The sequence below is a fragment of the Streptomyces sp. JW3 genome, assembly GCF_052216785.1.
Lineage (GTDB): Bacteria > Actinomycetota > Actinomycetes > Streptomycetales > Streptomycetaceae > Streptomyces.
In genome coordinates this window covers 35,630-52,214 of sequence record NZ_JBQOUX010000034.1, presented here as the reverse complement: position 1 = coordinate 52,214, position 16,585 = coordinate 35,630, and the positions used below count along the sequence as shown (strand labels likewise).

Below are 16,585 nucleotides of genomic sequence, written 5' to 3'. Positions count from 1 at the left end.
GGGTGTACTCCTACGGGGTCAGTCCGCTCCTACGGGGATCAGCCCCGGTCCTCCAGGTGGCCGAACCAGTCGTAGTACGGCGACCCGGGGCCCCAGTGGCCCGGGCGCCCGTCGGCGTCCTTCGTCACGAAGACGCTCGGCGGGGAGGCGGTGACACCGCCGCCGCTGGAGCGGGCCGTGACGAACCACGCGTGGGTGCTGCCGGGCTTCAGGTTCCGCCAGGTCACCGAGGCGGCCTCGCCCGACTTCACCTTGGCCCGGCCGATCACGCCGACCGGGTCGTACAGCGCGACCGAGTCGGTTCGGAAGGTCGTCGCGCGGGACTGGAGGTCGATCGGCAGCACCATGTTGTCCTCGGTGCCGTCGTACCGGTGGTCGGTGTCGTACTCGGTGGCGCCGAACTCGTCGAGCAGCGGCGAATAGGTGTCGACGGTCAGCTCGGAGCGGTCCACGTCGAACTGGAGCATCCGGAAGAAGCTCGCGCCGAACTGGAGTTGGTCGTCCGGCTGGTAGCCGCCCACCTCGGTGAGCCCGAGCCGGTCCGCGGAGACCGTGTAGAACTGGTAGTCCGCGAGCAGCTCGACCACGTCATGGCTGATTTGGCCGACCTTCGGCTTCACGTTGGTGCCCACCCCGTGCTCGTGGCCGGCGAGGATCAGGAACACGTTCGGGTTGTCCTGGACCACCGTCTTGTACAGCATCGAACCGTCCGGCGCGGAGAACGCGGCGCCGCGGCCGTCCGGGCTGGTGCTCGGCGCGAGGTAGTCGTGCGAGAGCAGGATGCCGTTGCGGTTGGAGAACCGCTCGAACACCGAGTCGGCCCATTCGGCCTCCTCGCGGGTGACGCCGTAGGACAGGCCGACCACGACGAAGTCCTGGCCGCCGGCCGAGAACAGGTCGTAGTGGTTCTGGTTGTCGCCCGGCTGCCAGGGACCGCCGTAACTGGCGTGCTCCCAGCCCTTGGCGAGCGCCTGGTAGCGGTCCGGACCGTAGTACTGGTTGTAGAGGGCGTCCGGGCCGTTCTCGGTGCCCGACTGGTTGTCGTGGTTGCCCGCGATCACGCCGTTCGGGATGCCCGCGTCGTCCAGGATCCGCTGCTGCCTCGAGGACAGTTCCAGCTCGCCGACGACCTGCTGCTGGAGGGCCTCGGTGGCGGGCTTGCGGATGTTGTTCTCGATGATGTCGCCGGTGTGCGCGACGTACGCGATCTTCCGCTCGTCCTGGTTGGCGACGATCCAGCGGTCGACGTCCCCGTACGCCTTCTCCCACACCGCGCGCTCCGCCGCCGTCTCCTGCTCGACCGCGCCCTCGGAGAGGTACTGCGTGTCGGTGTGGTGGACGATCGAGAAGTCGTACGAGTCCGGGTCGGCGAAGGAGTCCGGGTCACCGGCGTCGATGTCGTCGGCGAACGGGTCCTCGCCGGTGACCATGACGTGCACCGTGCGCCGGTCGACATACCTGTCGTCGTCCAGTACGGCGCTCAGGACGGTGTTGCCCTCGGCGGCGCCGCGGGCGCTGCCGACCACGTCCCACTGCCGGGTGCCGGTGTTCCACACCCGCAGCGCGGCCAGCCGCTCGGGGTCGATGACCCCCTCCCAGCGCAGCACCGGGTGGTCGACGCGGCCGGTCACCCCGACGTCGTACCGCTGGAAGGTGACGTCGGAGGAGGCGGGCGCGTCCAGGGTGCGTCCGTCGGCCGGGGCCAGGCCCGCGGCCTTGACCTTCTTCTCGCCCTTGACCTTCAGGGTGGTCGGCACGGCGGTGGCCGTGCCCTGGTACACCTGGTCCGGGGTGAGGATGTCGGCCTCGGCGAAGGTGGCGGTCACCTCGCCGCCGTCCGGTTCGCCGACCTTCGCGGACAGCTTCACGTTCCGGCCGGCGTCGGTGGTGCCGGCCGCGGGGGTCAGCCCGGCCGGTGCGTCCGGGATGCCGGCCGAGGTGAAGGCGATCTCGCGGGTGCCGGTGTTGCCGAGGCCGTCGGTGGCGGTCACCGAGAGGGTGTGCTTCCCGGCCTTCAGACCGGGGCCGATCGGGTCCCCCGCCTCGACCGCCTTGCCATCCAGCTCGATGTCCGGGCCGTCGGTGACACCGGAGGAGTCGTCCAACTGCACACCGAGCACGACCGAGGCGGTCAGCCGCTGCCCGGCCTTCGGGGTGCTGCTCGTGACCACGGGCGCCGAGTTGTCGGTGGCCAGTACGCGGGTGGCGGTCTGCCCGGACTCGGCGGTAGCGGCCAGCGTGTGGGTGCCGTCGGGGAGCTTCGTGGTGTCCAGGTCGGTGCGCAGGCCCCCGGCGGGGCCGTCCACGAAGAACTCCAGGTCGACCTCGGCCAGCGGGTTGGCGCTGGAGCCGCAGGAGCCGTCGCCGAAGCTGTACGACCCCTTCACCAGCCGCCCCTCGGCGGTGCCGGCGGCCGGGGTGAGGGTGAGGTCGGAGAGCACGAAGTCGTCGCGGTTGACGCCGCAGGTGCTGTCGATGCCGCCGGTGACGACATCGAGCGTGTTCCAGCCGGGCACCAGCCACTCGTCGGGGAAGGTGAGATCGACGTGCTGGCTGACGTAGTCGCTGTCCAGCAGCACCCTCTGACCGTTGACCAGGACGTGGTTCTGGTAACGCGCCTCGATCGAGTTGCCGCCCACGGTGAACCCGAGGGTGGCGGTGCCGGAGCCGAGCGTCTCCACGACCGGCACCGCCGGGGCGTCGATCGTCCAGTGCAGCTCGGCCTCGCGCAGCGCGGTCGACGACGAACCGCAGGTGCCGTCGCCCATCACATAGGAGGCCGCGATGTCCTCGCCGGTGACGGTGGCGCCGTCCAGGGCCAGACCGAGGCCGCCGATCGTGAAGTCGTCGCGGTTGGCGCCGCAGCTCTCCTGGTAGTCACCGGTGACCACCTTGACGGTGTTGTCGCCGGGCACCAGATACCGGGCCGGCACCGGGATGGCGACATGCTGGCCGACCCAGGTGCCGCCCAGGTCGATCCGCTTGCCGTTGACCAGCAGGTAGTTGTCGAACTTGTCGTCGATCGAGTTGGCGCCGACGTCGAAGGAGAAGGTCGCCGCACCGTTGCCCAACCGCGGCTTCGCGGCGGGTGCCGTGCCGTCCACGGTGAGCGAGGCGACCTCGCCGTCGGCGCCGGCCGGGAAGGTGGCGAACACCGGCTGCTCGCCCTTGACCAGGGTGCCGTCCTTCGGGAGCAGCCGGGGCGCGCCGGCCGGGGCGTTGTTGACGGTCACCTTGTTGGTGACGGTCTTGCCCGAGGCGGTGGTCGCGGTGAGCGCGTGGTCGCCGCCCGCCAGCTTCGTGGTGTCGAGGTCGCCCTTGAGCCCGGTGGTGCCGCTCGGGTCGCCGAGCACGAAGAAGCTCAGCGACGCCTCGGTCCGCAGTGAGGTGTTGGAGCCGCAACTGCCGTCGCCGAACGAGTAGGTGTACTCGTTCTCCTCGCCGTCCGCGACCTCGCCGAGCAGCGTGAGCTGGATGTCGGAGAGCACGAAGTCGTCGTGGTTCGTGCCGCACGAGGTCTCCACTGCACCGGCCACGAACCGGACCGTGTTCTCGCCCTTGACCAGGTGCTCGTTCGGGATCTCGAGGGTGCCGCGCTCGTTGACGAGGTCACCGAGGGTCGCCCGGTACTCGCCGTTGACGAGCACGTAATTGCCGTAACGGGCCTCGGTCGAGTTGGACCCGACGTCGAAACTCAGCCGCGAGACCCCGACCGTCCGCTCCGCCGCGACGGCCTTCCCGTCCACGGTGAGCCCGGTGACGGAGTCGCCCGCCAGGGTCGGGGTCGCCTCGATCTCCTGGGTGCCCTCCAGGTAACTTCCGTCGGCGGGCGTGAGGGCGGGCAGGGCGGTCGCGTCCCCGGCGGTCGGGTCCCGCCGGTCGGTGGTGTGCGGATCGGTCGTGGGACCGGCGTACGCCGCCGTCACGTTCCCGCCCACGAGGACGAGCGCGGCGAGCGCGGCACCCGCCAGCCGCTGTCCGGCGGACCCGCCGCTCGGCCGTCTTCGTCGCTGTGCTGGCCGCATCGGCAGCCGTCCTTCCTGTCGCTACGAGGCGTGTTGTCGTCCAGAGCGGATCATGCGCACGTCAGATGAACGCCCATGAGCCACCTGTGAACGAGCGGGGGAAGGAATGTCAGGCAACTTTGAACACATCCATGACAAAGTGTGGACATGTCAAGCAGAAGTCTCCTACCGTGACGGCGGAACGGAAGCCACACCGCTCACGACCGGAGCGATTTCCGGCACGGTCCGGTCCCCACCCCCGGAGGACCAATGCACCCACGCCTGTTACCCCGGCTGCGCAGACGCGCCGTACTCCTGCTGGCCACCGGCGTCCTGACCGGCGGCCTGTACGCCGTCCCGACCGCCACCGCCGCCGCACCCGCTGACATCCCGCCCCAGGAGCCCGGCGTCACCCTGCGCGTCTTCGACACGCAGACCCCGCTGAACGAGCTGTGCGTCCTCAAGCCGGGCCAGACGCCCAACCACGACCAGCTGATGCCGACCGTCGACTGGTCCACGGAGGCCGACTTCGGCGGCTTCGCCGACAACTTCACGACGGAGACGTCCGGCTACCTGAACGTGCCGAGCGAGGGCAGTTACGTCCTCCGCCTCACCAGCGACGACGGCTCCCGGCTGACCGTCGACGACGCCACGGTCATCGACCACGACGGACTGCACGGCGCCGAACCGAAGGACGGCACCGTCCACCTCACCGCCGGCCCGCACCCGTTCCGCATCGACCACTTCGAACGCACCGGCGGGCAGGAGCTGCGGCTGTCCTGGCGCCCGCCCGGCGCCGCCGACTTCACCGTCGTACCGAACGAGGCACTGAGCACCGACGCCGGAGTCGTCCGCGTCACCGCACCGGGCCGCAAGGAGTGCGAGGCGGGCCGCGACACCCCCGGCGACGGCCTGCCGCTGACCTCCGTACGCCCCGACCTGACCCTCACCGACCTGCGCCCCGAGGGCTTCGAACCGCAGGTCAGCGGCATGGACTGGCTGCCCGACGGGCGCCTGGCCATCAGTACCTGGGGCGGCACCGACAACCTGGCCGGCGAGGTGTACTTGCTGGACCACGTCACCGGGGCCACCAGCGCCGAGCAGGTCACCGTGAAGAAGGTGGCGAGCGGACTGCGCGAGCCGATGGGCATCAAGTACGTCGACGGCTCGCTGTACGTCTCGCAGAAGCATGAGCTGACCCGGCTCGTCGACGAGGACGGCGACGAGGTCACCGACGACTACCGCACGGTGGCCACCTGGCCCTACGGCGGCAACTTCCACGAGTTCGCGTTCGGCCTGCTCTACCGCGACGGTTACTTCTACGTGAACCTGTCCGTCGCCATCAACCTGGGTGGCGCCACCACCGTCCCGCAGCCCGCGCCGAACCGTGGCGCCACCTACAAGGTCAGCAAGAAGACCGGGAAGATCAGTTCGGTGGCCGGCGGACTGCGCACCCCCAACGGCATCGGCTGGGGACCCGGGGGTGACCTGTTCGCCACCGACAACCAGGGCGGCTGGCTGCCGGCCTCCAAACTCGTCCAGATCAAGCAGGACCGCTTCTTCAACCACTACACCGAGCCGGCCGGCCCCTTCGACGCCAACCCCGTCACCGAGCCGGTGCTGTGGTTCCCGCAGAACGAGATCGGCAACTCGCCCTCCACCCCGCTGTACCTGAAGCAGGGCCAGTACGCGGGCCAGATGCTGATCGGTGACGTCACCTACGGCGGTCTCCAGCGCGCCTACCTGGAGCAGGTCAAGGGCCAGTACCAGGGCGCCGTCTTCCGCTACACCCAGGGCCTGGAGGCCGGCGTCAACCGGATCACCCTCGGCCCGGACGGCGCGATCTACGCGGGCGGCCTGGGCGCCGACGGCAACTGGGGCCAGGAGGGCAAGCTCAAGTTCGGCCTGCAGAAGCTGACCCCCAACGGCGGCAACACCTTCGACGTCAAGACCATGCGCGCCGTACCCGGCGGCTTCGACCTGACCTACACCCAGCCGCTCTCCGCCCAGACCGCCGCCGAACTCACCGCGCGCTACGAGGCCGAGCAGTGGCGCTACACCCCGACCGCCGACTACGGCGGCCCCAAGATCGCCGAGGAGCGGCTCGCCGTCCGCTCGGCCACCCTCTCGGCCGACGGCCGCACCGTCCGGCTGCGGCTGGACGGCCTGAAGCCGGACCGGGTGGTGCACCTGCGCTCGCCGCGCCCCTTCGCCTCGGCGTCCGGCGAGACGCTCTGGAGCACGGAAGCCTGGTACACCCTCAACGAGCTGCCCGGCAAGCAGCCGCCCGCCGCCACTCTGTACGAGGCCGAGGAGGCCACCCTCACCGGCACGGCCGGCATCCACACCGACCACACCGGCTACTCCGGCAGCGGCTTCGTCGACCGCTACGCCACCGAGGGCAAGGCCGCCACCACCTTCGACGTGACGGTCCCGAAGCAGGGCACCTACGACGTCGGCCTGCGCTACTCCAACGGCCCCAACCCCTTCCAGGGCACCAAGTCCCTCTCCCTGTACGCGAACGGGAAGAAGCTGCGCCAGACCCGGCTCCCCTCGACGGGCGACTGGGACACCTGGTCCACCAGGACCGAGCGGCTGACCCTGCGCGCCGGACACAACAAGGTCTCCTACCTCTACGACCCCGGCGACACCGGACACGTCAACCTCGACCTGATCACCGTGCACCCCAAGGGCGCCCGGGTCACCCTCTTCGACGGCACCGCCGCCGCGCAGGCCCAGTGGCAGCACACCGACGGCCGGCCCACCGCCTGGCCGCTGGCGGACGAGAAGTCCATGGAGGTGTGCTGCGGCGACCTGCGCACCAAGGACGCCTACCAGGACTTCGCGCTGCACGTGGAGTTCCGGGTACCGGAACTGCCCCCGGAGGTGACCGGCCAGGACCGCGGCAACAGCGGCATCTACCTCCAGGACCGCTATGAACTCCAGATCCTCGACTCCTACGGCGACACCACACCGGCGGCCAACGAGGCCGGGGCGCTCTACGAGAAGAAGGCACCCGACGTCAACGCGGCCACCGCGCCGGGCACCTGGCAGACGTACGACATCGTCTTCCGGGCGGCCCGTTTCGACGACGACGGCGACAAGACCGCCGACGCCCGGGTGACGGTGGTGTGGAACGGCCGGACGGTCCACGACGACGTGGCCCTGGACGGCCCCACGGCCGCGGGACGGCCGGAGACCCCGGCCGCGGGGGCGATCCGGTTGCAGGACCACGGGAACACCGTGCGGTTCCGCGACATCCAGGTGCGGCCGCTGGGCTGAGGTGGTGTCCGGGGGCGCGCCCGCGCCCCCGGACGTCAGCCGCGTGCCCGGTTGCCCGGCGGCAGGTCGGCGGGGGTGGACCCGGGCGGGCCGAGCAGGATGTCGCCCATCTCCTGGGCCACCGCGTTGAACAGGTCCACGTCGAGCGCGGTCTGCTCGGTGGCGAGGTGCAGCGGGGTGGCGACCCGGGCGATGAGCTCGGCGAACCCGGCGGGGGAGGAGATGTTGAGGGCGCGGGCGCCCTCGGGACCGGCCGCTATCGCGTGCGGGACGTGCAGGGGGATGGCGTAGAAGTCCCCGGAGCGCAGCGTCACCGTCGCGTCCCCGGCCCACACGGTCAGCGACCCGGAGGAGACCCAGAGCCGCTCCTCGTAGGCGGTGTGGGCGTGCAGCGGGGTGGCCGCGCCGGCCGGCATGAAGGAGTCCGTCACGTCGTGGCGGCCGTCGGTCTCCTCGCCCGAGGTGAGGATCGAGATCCGCAGTTCCTGACCGAGCGCGTACTGCCGGTCGGGGTGGTCCGGGTTGATGGACAGAGACGGGAAGTGGCTCACTGATCGTCCTCGGAACGCTCTAAAGGGGGCTGTATTTGGTTAGAGGCGACATTGGTTAGAGGCAACATTGGTTAGAGGCAACCTATATCGAATAGCCTCCGCGCACCGCCGGTGCGGCAGAATGGCCCGGTGAATCCGCAAGACCCGCCCGCCGGGCCCAGGCAGCGCCGCCCCTACCACGCGCCCCGCCGGGCCGAGTCGGCCGCGGAGACCCGCGCGGCGATCCTCGACGCGGCCACGCGCCTCTTCCTGGCCCACGGCTACGCGAGCGTCACCGTCGCCCAGATCGCCCGGGCGGCGGGGACCGCCGTCCCCACGGTGTACGCCAGCACCGGAGGCAAGGGCGCCATCCTGACGCTGCTCATCCAGGACGGCGTGCGGGGCTCCGCGTCCGGGGCGGCGCTGGCCGCGGTGCGCGGCACCGGCGTACCGCGCGCGGTGCTCGCGGCGGCCGCCCACGGCACCCGCCGCGACAACGAGCGGCACCACGGCCTGGTCCGGGTCATGGTCAGCGCCGCGCACGCCGACGCGTACGCCGCCGCGGCCCTGGCCCGCGCCGACGAGGCGTACCGGGCGGCCCTCGCCGCCGTGGCCCGGCGCCTTCGCGAACTGGACGCGCTGCGTCCCGGCCTGGCCGCCGAGCGGGTCACCGACATCCTGTGGTTCCACCTGGGCCACGCCTCCTGGCATCAGCTGGTCGTCGAACGCGGCTGGTCCTGGGACAGCGCGGAGCACTGGCTCACGGAGCAGCTCGCGGCGGCCCTGCTGCCGGGGACGGGGACGGGGACGGGGGCGGGGTCCGCTCCGGAGGTGGCTTCCGACCAGGGCGCCCGATAAGCTTCACAATGTAAGCTGACGGGATGGAACACACCAGTTCAACGGCCGAGCCCACCGCGCCCAAGCGGACCCGTACCCGCAACCGCCGCGGCGAGGGCGGGCGGCTGCGGGAGGAGATCATCACCGCGGCCGCCGAACTGCTCGACGAGACCGGCGACGAACACGCCGTCACCCTGCGCTCGGTGGCCCGGAAGGTGGGCATCGCCGCCCCCTCGATCTACCCGCACTTCCCCGACCAGCCGGCCATCATGCTGGCCGTGGTGCGGCGGGAGTTCGCCGGTCTGGAGCGCTGTCTGCGCACCGCCCTGGACGAGGCCGGCCAGGACCCCCGGCGGCGGCTGCTGGCGGTGTGCGACGCCTACCTCGACTTCGCCCGCAGCCATCCCGAGCGCTACCGCACGATGTTCGGCGGCCTGTGGGTGCCGGCCCTGGAGGACAGCTCCCTGACCGTGGAGGACATGGCCACGCTCGGTATGGAATCCATGCAGCTGCTGATCGACGCCCTCGGGGACTGTGTCGCCGCGGGTCTCGCCAACAGCACCGACCTGACCGCCGACGCCACGGCGCTCTGGGTGGGCCTGCACGGACTCGCCCACCAGCGGGCCGTCAGCCCCTCCTTCCCCTGGCCGGAGGACATCGCCGAGCGCGTCATCACCTCACTCGCCCACCTGGCCGAACCGAGGCCGTGAGGGTCGCTGCGGCCCTTGTGGCCCTGCGGCCCTTGCGGCCCTGCGGGGCGCCCACCGCCTCATCCGACCACCGCCGCCCGCACACACAGCACGTCCGGCAGATGCGCGGCCAACTGCCGCCAGCTGTCGCCGTCGTCGGCCGACGCGTACACCTCGCCGTTGCGATTGCCGAAGTACACCCCGGCCCGCTCGCCGGCGTCGTCCGTGCACAGCGCGTCGCGCAGCACCGTGCCGTAGTGGTCCTCCTTCGGCAGCCCCGCCGTGAGCGGCTCCCAGCTCTTGCCCGCGTCGGGGGTACGGAAGACCCGGCAGCGTCGGTCGGCCGGGACCCGGTCCGCGTCGGCGTTGATGGGAAAGACGTACGCCGTGTCACCGCGCCGCGGATGCGTCGCCACCGCGAAGCCGAAGGTGGACGGCAGGCCCGCGCCGATGTCCGTCCAGTGCGCGCCCGCGTCGTCGCTGCGGTACACCCCCCAGTGGTTCTGGAGGTAGAGGCGGTCGGGCTCGGCCGCGTCCCGGGCCACCTTGTGCACGCACTGGCCGAACTCCGGGTGCGGATCCGGCAGGAAGACCGCCGAGACACCGGAGTTGGACGGCGACCAGCCGGCGCCGCCGTCGGTGGTGCGGAACACGCCCGCCGTCGACACCGCGACGGTCACGGACCGCGGATCGCGCGCGTCGGTGAGCACGGTGTGCAGCCCCTCGCCCCCGCCGCCCGGCACCCACCGCGAACGCGTGGGGTGCTCCCACAGCGGCCGGACCAGCTCGAAGCTCTCCCCGCGGTCCGCCGAGCGGTACAGCGCGGCCGGTTCGGTGCCCGCGTACACCACGTCGGGTTCCGCCGCGGACGGGTGCAGCTGCCACACCCGCTCCAGGGAGGCGCCTGTCTCCTTGGGGAACTTCACGGCGGGCCGGGCCGGTTCGCTCCAGGACCGGCCCAGGTCGTCGGAGTGGAAGACGGACGGTCCCCAGTGCGCGCTGTCGCCGCCGGCCAGCAGCCGCGGGGTGTCCCGCCGGGTGTCGATGGCGACCGAGTACACGGCCTGCGCGTTGAAACAGGGGTCCGCGTCGAACTCCCAGCCGCCCCCTCGACGGCGCCCGATGAACAGACCCTTCCTGGTGCCCACGGCGAGCAGTACCTCGGTCATGCCGATCACCTCCGCGGCGTCCTCGTCGACGCCTTTGTCTCGGACATCGGCCAGTCTGCACCCCACCACTGACACTCACCTCCGAGATCGGAGTCCGCGCAGGTCAGACCGGCAGTGCGCGCTCCAGGACCCGGCCGGCCGCCGCGCCGCCCTCACTGCGGTCGGACTCGTCGTCGCCCTCCTCGGTCACGTGCTCGGATCCTGTGGTGCGGGACCGCTCAGCACCCGCGCGGGTCGCCCGGCTCGCGAGGGATCTCCGCGGCGGCGCGACGACGTCCGGCACTCCCCTGGTGGACTACACGGTTTCCCCCGAGGGAGCCGGGGTGCCGCTCCTTACCGGTTCCCCGGAAGCCGAACCGGCGCGCGCGGGCAGGTGGTTGAAGAGCAGGTTCAGTACGATCGCCGTCAGGCAGCCCGCGCTGATGCCGCTGTGCATCACCGTCTGGAACCAGTCCGGGAACGCGTCGTACACGGTCGGCACCCCGACCGGCAGCAGTCCGACCGCCAGGGACACCGCCACCACCGTGAGGTTGTGGTTGCCCTCGAAGTCGACCTCGGAGAGCGTGCGCAGACCGCTGGCGGCCACCGTCCCGAACATCACCACGCCCGCCCCACCGAGCACCGGCGCGGGGATCGCCGCCACCACCGCGCCCAGCTTGGGCAGCAGGCCGAGCAGCACCAGCATGCCGCCCGCCGCGGCGACCACCCAGCGGCTGCGCACCCGGGTCATGCCGACCAGGCCCACGTTCTGCGCGAACGCCGTGTACGGGAAGGTGTTGAACACGCCGCCGAGGACCGTGGAGAGGCCGTCGGCGCGCAGTCCGTCCGCCAGCGAGCGCGGCTCGGCCTTCCGGCCGGTCATCTCGCCGACCGCGATGAAGTCGCCCGTGGTCTCGGTCATGCAGACCAGGGCCACCACCAGCATCGACACGATCGCCGACGCCTCGAACGTCGGCGCGCCGAAGTGGAACGGGGTGCTGATGCCGACCCAGTCGGCGTCCCCGACCCCGCCGAAGTCGGTGAAGCCGAACGGCACCGCGACCGCCAGCCCGACGGCTATGCCGACCAGCACCGCGATCCGGCTGAGGAAGGCCGGCCCGAACCGCTGCACGGCGAGCACGACCACCAGCACGAAGGCCGCCAGCCCGATGTTCCCCGGATCGCCGAAGTCCTCGGCGCCGGAGCCGCCGGCCACCCAGTTGCCCGCCACCGGCATCAGCGACACCCCGATGATCAGGATCACCGTGCCCGTCACCAGCGGCGGGAAGAACCGCAGCAGCCGCCCGAAGACCGGGGCCAGCAGCATGATCCCCAGCCCGGCGACGATTACCGCCCCGTAGATCGCGGGCAGCCCGCCGCCCGTCGTCCCGATCATCACCATCGGGGAGACCGCGGCGAACGTACAGCCCTGCATGATCGGCAGCCGCACGCCGAACCGCCAGAAGCCGACGCACTGGATGAGTGTGGCGATGCCGCATATCAGCAGGTCGGCCGTGATCAGGTACGCCAGGTCCGCGGGCGGCAGCTGCATCGCCCCGCCGACGATCAGCGGGACGGCGACCGCGCCCGCGTACATGGCGAGCACGTGCTGGAGGCCGAAGGCGGACAGTTGCCGTACCGGGGGTATCTCGTCGACGGGGTGCACAGAGGTGGGCGGGGCCATGGGCGCTCCTGGGCTGCGGGTGGGAAACAAGCCGACAGGCAGAGACCGTAAGCGCCTTGAACAGTTTGTTGATTTCTGGCTTGTTGCCGCCGTGTGTCCCGCCACCTCGCCTTGACCTCAAGCGCTTGAAGTGTGTTCTGCTGCATCCATGGCAACAACCTTCACCATTCGGGACGTATCCCGACGCAGCGGGCTCAGTGAGCCCACGCTGCGCTACTACGAGGACGTGGGACTGATCGGCCCGGTGGAGCGGGACGAGAGCAGCGGGCACCGCCGCTACCGGGCCGAGGACCTCGACATGCTGGACATGCTGTCCTGTCTGCGCGCCGTCGGCGTCGGCATCGAGGACATGCGGACGTACATGGCCAACCGGGCCCGCGGCCGGGCGGCGGCGGCCGAGCAGCGCGATCTGCTGCTGCGGCACGCGGAACGGGTCGAGCGCGAACTGGCCGCACAGCGGGCCCGCCTCACCTACCTGAAGGAGAAGGCGGCGATGTGGGACGCCCGGGACCGCGGCGACGACGCCGCCGAGGCCGAGGCGACCCGACGAGTGAAGGCGGCGGCAGGCCGCCTGGAGGTGGAACGATGAGCAAGGTTCTGGTCACCGGTGGCTCCGGATATCTGGCGACGCACCTGATCGCGGCGCTGCTGCGGGACGGCCGGGAGGTACGCGCCACGGTCCGTTCGACCGCCGCCCGCGAGGCGGAGCTGCGCGCGGCGGTGCGGCGCGGCGGCGCCGACGACGCCGGCCTCGAGGTGGTCGCCGCGGACCTGATGTCCGACGCCGGCTGGCCCGCGGCGCTGGCCGGCTGCGCGGAGGTGCACCACGTCGCCTCACCCATCCCGGCCACCCAGCCCAAGGACCCCGACGAACTGATCGTCCCGGCCCGCGAGGGCGTCCTGCGGGTCCTGCGCGCCGCCCGCGACGCCGGCGCCCGGCGCACCGTCCTCACCTCGTCCTTCGCGGCGATCGGCTACAGCCCGAAGCCGGCGCCCGACTACACCGAGGACGACTGGACCGACCCCGACACCCCGGGGCTCGCGCCCTACCCGCGCTCCAAGGCGATCGCCGAACGCGCCGCCTGGGACCTGATGGCACGCGAGGGCGGCGACCTCGAACTCGTCGTCGTCAACCCGACGTTCATCCTCGGACCCACCCTCACCACCGACCTGCGGATGTCGGCCCAGCTCGTCAAGTCGATGCTCGACGGGACGCTGAGCGTGCTGCCCCGGCAGTACTTCGGGGTGGCCGACGTCCGGGACGTCGCCGATCTGCACCTGCGCGCGATGGCCGCGCCGGAGGCCGCCGGGCGGCGCTATCTGGCGCTGGCCGACGGTCCCACGATCAGTTACCTGGACGTGGCCCGGACCCTGCGCCGGCGGCTCGGCGCGGCGGCCGCCCATGTCCCCACCGAGGAAGCCCCGGGGGCGGAGCCGCGCCGCCCGGTCATCCACAACGACCGGGCCCGCGAGGAACTGGGCTGGACGCCGCGCCCCGCCGAGACGACCATCGTGGAGACCGCCGAGAGCCTGCGCGACCTGGGGCTGCTGGAGAATCCGGCCTAACCGGAGGCGGCCCCCGCCGCCCGCAGCAGCGACTCCCAGTCGGGCAGCTTCACCACACCCCGGCCGAGCCGGCCGCCGAGTTCCGCCTCGGCGCGTTCGATGGCCCGCCACCCCGCCCACGGCACCGGCCGCACGCCCTCGGCGCGCAGCGCGGGCAGCGGATCGCCGGGCGGCTCGGCCCGGATCAGTACCGGCGCGTCCGCCAGCAGCGACGTCACCGTCTCCTTCGCGCACGGCCGGTTGGTGCCGATGACGCCGGTGGGGCCGCGCTTGATCCACCCGGCGACGTACACCCCGGGCACCACCCCGCCGCCCTCGCCCAGCACCCGCCCGGCGAGATGCGGCACCGTGCCGCTCGTGGCGTCGAACGGCAGCCCCGCCACCGGCACCCCGCGGTACCCCACCGAGCGCAGCACCAGCCGCGCCTCGATGTCCTCGTACCGTCCGGTGCCGGTGACCCCGCCGTGCCCGTCGGGCGCCGTCCGTTCGAAGCGGACGGCGCCCACCCGGCCGCCTCGGGGGAGCAGTTCGACGGGCCGCAGGAAGAAGCGCAGCCGGATGCGGCGCGCCGCGCCCGTCGCGGGTGCCGTGGCGAAGCCGCGCACCGCCTCGACGTTCCGCCGCGGGCCGGCGGGCAGCGCGGCCGGGTCCCGGTAGGCCGGGTCCAGCGCCGCCTCCGCCGGGTCCACCAGGACGTCGGTGTCCGGCAGGCCGCCGAGTTCGCGCAGTTCCCTGGTGGTGAACCGGGCCTGGGACGGGCCGCGCCGGCCCACCATGTGGATCTCCCGGACCCGGCTGGCGGCCAGCGCGCCGAGCGCCGCCTCGGGAATGTCGGTCCCGGTCAGCTCGGCCGCGCCGCGGGCCAGCATCCGTACCACGTCCACCGCGACGTTCCCGACCCCGATCACCACCGCCGACCGGACGCCGCCTTGGACGTATCCGGCGTCGGCCGCGTCCGGATGGGCGCTGTACCAGGACACGAACCCGGTCGCCGGCCAACTGCCCGGCAGGTCCTCGCCGGGGATGCCGAGCCGCCGGTCGGTGGCGGCGCCCACGCAGTACACCACCGCGTGGTACAGCCGGCGCAGCCGGTCGGCCGGCACCCCGCCGGGCCCGACCGGGACCCCGCCGAGGAACCGCACCCGCTCGTGCTCCAGCACCGTGCGCAGCGCGCCCTGCAACGACTTGATCTTCTCGTGGTCGGGCGCCACCCCGTACCGCACCAGACCGTACGGACACGGCAGCCGGTCCAGGACGTCGACGTGCACCCCGGGATCGCGCTGGACGAGGCTCTGGGCGGTGTAGCACCCGCTCGGCCCCGAGCCGACGACGGCGACCCGCAGCATGGGCACCCCCTTCGACGGGAGTCGCTGACACGGTCCAGCATCGCACCGCTCCGGGTCGGCTGACAGGGTGCCGCACGGGGTGCTCGACGCGTGTCCGTTTCGTATCGAATGTGATCATGCGGTTACGTTCCGGGGGTGTCCGACACTCCGCGCGTTCCTCGCTCCCTCCGGCTCTCCGACCGCTGTCAGGACGACGGCGAGGTCTCCGTGCGGCACGCGTGGAACGTGTGCGAGGACGGTGCCACCGCCTCCTGGTACGACGTCCGGCTGGTGTTCGCCGACGGCGCCCGGATCGAGGCCCTCGCGGTGGTGTCGGCGGAGGGCGTCTGCCTGGAGGACGTACAGGCCCGGCCCGCGCTCTGCCTGGACGATCTGCCGGCGCTAGGCGAGTGGCTGGAGGACCCCCTCGCCGAGGCGTGCGGCGCGGGCCGTGCGGACGGCACCCCGTCCGCCGTACGGCACGCCCGGCCCGGCCACCCGCGCGGCCCGGAGGGGCAGCGGCTGGTGGCGCGCGAGTACCGGGCCGCTCAGGAGCGCGGCGGCGACCCGGTCCTGGCGGTGATGGCCGCGACCGGGTGCAGCCGGCGCGGCTCGCTGCGGCTGATCGGACAGGCCCGGGACGCCGGCCTGCTGGCCCCGCGCCGGGCCCGCCGCTGACCCGCGCCCCGGTCCGTCAGAGCATCTCCCGCATCCGCGCGATCTCGCTGGTCTGCTGCGCGACCACGTCGTCGGCCATCTCCTCGATCCGCACGTTGTTGCCCTGCGCCTTCACGTCCGTCGCCATGGTGATCGCCCCCTGGTGATGGGTGATCATCAGCGTCAGGAAGAGCTGGTCGAACGCCTTGCCCCGCGCCGCCCGCAGGTTCTTCAGCTGCGCCTCGGTGGCCATCCCCGGCATCGCGGCGTGGTCGTGCGCGCCGCCGCTCTCGGTCGCCTTCGCGCCGTGCTCCGTCAGCCAGCCCCGCATGGTGTCGATCTCCGGCTCCTGGGCCGCGGCGATCCGTTCGGCCAGGCGCTTCAGCTTCCGCGACGCGGCGCGCGCGGGCACGAGGTCGGTCATCGTCAGGGCCTGGGCGTGGTGCTGGATCATCATCCGCGCGTAGTCGACGTCGGCCGAGTTGGGCGAGTCGTCGTCGGCGCGCTGCTCCTCGGCGTCCTGGGCGGACAGCGTGCGGTTGGCCCCGCCCGGTTCGCCGGGCGCGATCACCGAGGGGCCGGAGGAGGCCGCCGCGCCGGTGTCCGTACCGGAGCCGCCGGAGTCGCAGGCCCCGAGCCCGAGCACGGCCAGGGCGGTCAGCGAGACCGTGACGAGCGAGGCACGGGACGCGGGACGGAAGGGCACAACGACCTCCTGTGGCAGCCGGGGCAGGGGACACCTCGTGAGTGTCGTGACCGTCCTAGCACGCCTGTGCACGCCAGTGATCAGAAAACTTCATTACGAGTCTGTTGCCCCCTGTTGGTATGAGCATGGCGAAGACGATACTGCGGGGTGCGTACAC

At 72.2% G+C, this 16,585-nt stretch carries 13 protein-coding genes; 6 read left to right on the top strand and 7 right to left on the bottom strand.

The genetic code is table 11. From position 1 onward, the window contains the following. Positions 1-38: 38 nt before the first annotated feature. On the bottom strand, positions 39-4,025 hold the full coding sequence (locus ACTT8P_RS16275) for a metallophosphoesterase (RefSeq protein WP_442832354.1): 3,987 nt from the start codon (positions 4,023-4,025) through the stop codon (positions 39-41). A 249-nt stretch (positions 4,026-4,274) separates the two neighbouring features. Between ACTT8P_RS16275 and ACTT8P_RS16270 the strand changes: the two genes are divergently transcribed. Beyond that, positions 4,275-7,286, top strand: a complete 3,012-nt coding sequence (locus ACTT8P_RS16270; RefSeq protein WP_442832353.1) for a family 16 glycoside hydrolase — start codon at positions 4,275-4,277, stop codon at positions 7,284-7,286. Between the two features lie 35 nt (positions 7,287-7,321). Here the strand turns inward: ACTT8P_RS16270 and ACTT8P_RS16265 are convergent, their stop codons facing one another. Next, positions 7,322-7,837 (bottom strand): cupin domain-containing protein, encoded by a 516-nt coding sequence (locus tag ACTT8P_RS16265; protein ID WP_442832352.1) that lies wholly within the window; start codon positions 7,835-7,837, stop codon positions 7,322-7,324. 129 nt (positions 7,838-7,966) lie between these two features. Here ACTT8P_RS16265 and ACTT8P_RS16260 point away from each other — a divergent pair, with 129 nt between their 5' ends. Then, a complete protein-coding gene (locus tag ACTT8P_RS16260) occupies positions 7,967-8,674 on the top strand; it encodes a TetR/AcrR family transcriptional regulator (RefSeq protein ID WP_442832351.1) in 708 nt (235 codons plus the stop codon). Positions 8,675-8,697: 23 nt separating this feature from the next. After that, positions 8,698-9,363, top strand: coding sequence for a TetR/AcrR family transcriptional regulator (locus ACTT8P_RS16255; RefSeq protein WP_442832350.1), 666 nt, complete (start codon positions 8,698-8,700; stop codon positions 9,361-9,363). Positions 9,364-9,422: 59 nt separating this feature from the next. Here the strand turns inward: ACTT8P_RS16255 and ACTT8P_RS16250 are convergent, their stop codons facing one another. From ACTT8P_RS16250 to ACTT8P_RS16240, 3 genes are read right to left on the bottom strand one after another with little or no spacing between them, the layout of a single operon-like run. After that, complete coding sequence (locus ACTT8P_RS16250) at positions 9,423-10,580, bottom strand: WD40/YVTN/BNR-like repeat-containing protein (protein ID WP_442832349.1); 1,158 nt, start codon at positions 10,578-10,580, stop codon at positions 9,423-9,425. Between the two features lie 34 nt (positions 10,581-10,614). Continuing rightward, positions 10,615-10,794, bottom strand: a complete 180-nt coding sequence (locus ACTT8P_RS16245) for a hypothetical protein (RefSeq protein WP_442832348.1) — start codon at positions 10,792-10,794, stop codon at positions 10,615-10,617. 12 nt (positions 10,795-10,806) lie between these two features. After that, complete coding sequence (locus ACTT8P_RS16240; protein ID WP_442832347.1) at positions 10,807-12,174, bottom strand: nucleobase:cation symporter-2 family protein; 1,368 nt, start codon at positions 12,172-12,174, stop codon at positions 10,807-10,809. A gap of 148 nt (positions 12,175-12,322) precedes the next feature. On the opposite strand from ACTT8P_RS16240, the gene ACTT8P_RS16235 reads away from it, so the two are divergent. Next, positions 12,323-12,763: a MerR family transcriptional regulator gene (locus ACTT8P_RS16235; RefSeq protein ID WP_442832346.1), complete on the top strand. Its 441-nt coding sequence runs from the start codon at positions 12,323-12,325 to the stop codon at positions 12,761-12,763. Next, positions 12,760-13,740 (top strand): NAD-dependent epimerase/dehydratase family protein, encoded by a 981-nt coding sequence (locus tag ACTT8P_RS16230; protein ID WP_442832345.1) that lies wholly within the window; start codon positions 12,760-12,762, stop codon positions 13,738-13,740. The genes ACTT8P_RS16235 and ACTT8P_RS16230 overlap by 4 nt, the downstream gene beginning before the upstream one ends. Here the strand turns inward: ACTT8P_RS16230 and ACTT8P_RS16225 are convergent. After that, a complete protein-coding gene (locus tag ACTT8P_RS16225; RefSeq protein ID WP_442832344.1) occupies positions 13,737-15,086 on the bottom strand; it encodes an FAD-dependent oxidoreductase in 1,350 nt (449 codons plus the stop codon). The genes ACTT8P_RS16230 and ACTT8P_RS16225 overlap by 4 nt on opposite strands. A gap of 207 nt (positions 15,087-15,293) precedes the next feature. On the opposite strand from ACTT8P_RS16225, the gene ACTT8P_RS16220 reads away from it, so the two are divergent. Beyond that, positions 15,294-15,743, top strand: coding sequence for a DUF6214 family protein (locus ACTT8P_RS16220; protein WP_442832375.1), 450 nt, complete (start codon positions 15,294-15,296; stop codon positions 15,741-15,743). A 16-nt stretch (positions 15,744-15,759) separates the two neighbouring features. On the opposite strand, the gene ACTT8P_RS16215 is transcribed toward ACTT8P_RS16220, so the two are convergent. After that, positions 15,760-16,428, bottom strand: coding sequence for a DUF305 domain-containing protein (locus tag ACTT8P_RS16215; protein WP_442832343.1), 669 nt, complete (start codon positions 16,426-16,428; stop codon positions 15,760-15,762). Positions 16,429-16,585 lie beyond the last annotated feature (157 nt).

Coding starts and splice junctions, on each gene's coding strand:
- ACTT8P_RS16275 (WP_442832354.1), bottom strand. CDS start 4,025: ATGCGGCCAGCACAGCGACGAAGACGGCCGAGCGGCGGGTCCGCCGGA.
- ACTT8P_RS16270 (WP_442832353.1), top strand. CDS start 4,275: ATGCACCCACGCCTGTTACCCCGGCTGCGCAGACGCGCCGTACTCCTG.
- ACTT8P_RS16255 (WP_442832350.1), top strand. CDS start 8,698: ATGGAACACACCAGTTCAACGGCCGAGCCCACCGCGCCCAAGCGGACC.
- ACTT8P_RS16240 (WP_442832347.1), bottom strand. CDS start 12,174: ATGGCCCCGCCCACCTCTGTGCACCCCGTCGACGAGATACCCCCGGTA.
- ACTT8P_RS16235 (WP_442832346.1), top strand. CDS start 12,323: ATGGCAACAACCTTCACCATTCGGGACGTATCCCGACGCAGCGGGCTC.
- ACTT8P_RS16230 (WP_442832345.1), top strand. CDS start 12,760: ATGAGCAAGGTTCTGGTCACCGGTGGCTCCGGATATCTGGCGACGCAC.
- ACTT8P_RS16225 (WP_442832344.1), bottom strand. CDS start 15,086: ATGCTGCGGGTCGCCGTCGTCGGCTCGGGGCCGAGCGGGTGCTACACC.